Source organism: Shimwellia pseudoproteus (assembly GCF_016415625.1).
GTDB classification, from domain to species: Bacteria; Pseudomonadota; Gammaproteobacteria; order Enterobacterales; family Enterobacteriaceae; genus Shimwellia; species Shimwellia pseudoproteus.
This window is the reverse complement of the sequence record NZ_WBXP01000106.1, coordinates 1-2,403: the sequence shown is the minus strand read 5'-3', so window position 1 is coordinate 2,403 and position 2,403 is coordinate 1. Positions and strand designations below refer to the sequence as shown.

Below are 2,403 nucleotides of genomic sequence, written 5' to 3'. Positions count from 1 at the left end.
TGACGAAAGCAGGTATGCCTGAAAGTGTGCGTATTGCCTGAAAACACAACCCGCTACGGGGGAGACTTACCCGAAATCTGATTTATTCAACAAAGCCAAAGTGAATATACCTGATTCATCTGATAGCATTCTCCATTGAAATAGCATATATTTAAGGGCCCCTCGTAAGTAGTGTTCTGGGATAAAAATTAAATCCCCGTTATAACTTCTCATACGGTACCATCCTGATTAATCTGAAGATTAGGTTTTTCTGCGCCTTGTTGTGTAATTAAATAGTTATATTTACTCAAACAATAATAACAATCTGAAACAATATGGTATTATGTATTTCAATCAATTATATATGAATGGCACGACCTGAGTAGTGCCATTTTAAATAAATAACTATTTAACTGCCACTTCCAGCAGATGAACTAGCACTACTTGAGTTCCCCGCAGTTGCGCCAATTGCTGTAGTCAAGCCAGCTACAAAAGCGCCACCAACCATCCCAACAGGCCCTCCAGGAATACCAGCCAAAGCCCCAACAATAGCAGCAGCGCCAACAGCATTAGCTGTTGTTGCTGGTGCGCCCCCAGCGCCAGAAATATAGCTTAATTGTGATGCTGTTATTTCTCTCATTTTACCTCCTTTATATATAATTACTATTTCCAACCAAACCAAGTGAGAAGCTTTCGTAATCCATTGATTAACTGAATAAAACCTAAAAATGTCATGAATGACAGGAGAACATCCACATAGGAATTTTCACTACCTATAATTCTCAGAGAGGAATATGAAACTAGTAAAATAGTTAAAGGTAAGCTAAATATAGCTGTTAATTGATGAAGTTTTTTGTAACTCATAAAGATTCATCCGTCATTATTATTCAACACTCATTTATGAACGAGTATTCTTATTCAGAAATCACCCTATCAAGAGATTCAGAACATCGATAAAGAATATTCCAATAACGTAGTGGCCATGATCAAAACCACTAGTGTGTTTGACTTTGTTGATAAGACTTCATAGCTTTCACTAACCTATTTTTTAGCAAAATCCATCTTACTCTTCCCTCACAAACACAAAAGATAATGATTTCCATTTGCTTTTAGTGGCAGATTTGCATGGTAGGTACATAAAGTCAAATGTTAATTTTGAACAGATGTACCTATTTGTTTTTTTTTAAAAATTTTGTATAACCCACCTAGAAAAACATAAATTTTCCAACAGGTTATGCACAAAACAGGTCAACTAAAGCAACTATTTATTAAGTAATGGTGAGAAAATATGAATAGTGACGGTAATCACAAATTTTAAAAAATAATAGTGTTTGTAATAATGCCAGCTCAAAGCACAATTCAAAATTGATGGAGTCCATCCTTCATTTACTGGACTGACCCCACCCGGGTGGGGTCAGTCCATACATTCTGTTCCTGAACTAACTGACCCCCACCAAGAAAAGATTGAATTAACATCAGATTCGCCTATCAGGAATGAAGATATTGAGAGTAAACACCAAACATCTATACCTACAACCAATATCAGCCAGCAAAAAGCCCCGTAAACCGCACACACCGGAATTCTGCTAGGAAGCCCTGAAACTCGCAAAAAGCATCGGTGTTGCTGCCACAGCCCGTGAGCTCAGCCTGTATAAATCACGGCTTTATGCCTAGCGTAGTAAACAGCAGCAACAAATGACCTCATCAAAGAGCGAAAGTGAGTTGGCTTCTGAAAATGCACGCCTCAAATGCCAGTTGGCGGAACGGGACGAGGAGCTGGCCATCCACCAAAAGGCCGCGGCATACTTCGCGAAGCGCCTGAAATGAAGTATGTCTTCATCGAAAAACATCAGGTTGAGTTCAGCATTCAGGCTATGTGTCGTGTGCTTCAGGTTGCCAGAAGCGGCTGGTATGCCTGGCTCAAACGTCACAATCGGCCAATGGGGGGATTACCGTGCTCCACGACTGGCCGGTGAGTTACCTGAATATAACATCAAAAACATCGCTGCCAGCCTGCACCGTCAGGGACTGCGTGCCAAAGCTTAGCGCCGTTTTAATCCGGTCAACGACTGCGAGCACGGCTTGCCTGTCTCAGAAAATTTGCTGAAACATGTTACCAACGGTGCGAAAGTGATCCATATCCGACGCCTGAAATTAGATCCAGGGGTTAATCTGCTCTCCTGATTCGGGAGAGCTTATGGTCATTTTTGAGACAGTTATGGAAATTAAAATCCTGTATAAGCAGGGTATGAGCAGTCGGGCGATAGCCAGGGAACTGGGTATCTCCCGTAACACCGTAAAGCGTTATCTGCGTGCGCAGTCTGAGCCGGGATATTCAGATCGATTTCAATGGCCAGGGCTTCGCGGTTAAAATCATCCACCACATTAAACGTCCGGAATCGCCTGCCACAGGTCAGGGCATCG

General features: G+C 41.7%; 1 protein-coding gene and 2 pseudogenes. 2 read left to right on the top strand and 1 reads right to left on the bottom strand.

Annotated elements, in window-relative coordinates:
- Positions 1–388 precede the first annotated feature (388 nt).
- Positions 389–619 (bottom strand): microcin H47, encoded by a 231-nt coding sequence (locus tag F9C28_RS19890; protein WP_199016963.1) that lies wholly within the window; start codon positions 617–619, stop codon positions 389–391.
- Positions 620–1,473: 854 nt separating this feature from the next.
- Here F9C28_RS19890 and F9C28_RS19880 point away from each other — a divergent pair.
- A pseudogene (locus tag F9C28_RS19880) lies at positions 1,474–2,088 on the top strand (IS3 family transposase); the annotation flags it as partial.
- An 88-nt stretch (positions 2,089–2,176) separates the two neighbouring features.
- Positions 2,177–2,314 (top strand): annotated as a pseudogene (locus F9C28_RS19875) (helix-turn-helix domain-containing protein); the annotation flags it as partial.
- Between the last annotated feature and the right edge of the window lie 89 nt (positions 2,315–2,403).

Excerpts from the sequence above, each read along its gene's own strand:
- F9C28_RS19890 (WP_199016963.1), bottom strand. The coding sequence starts at position 619 with ATGAGAGAAATAACAGCATCACAATTAAGCTATATTTCTGGCGCTGGG.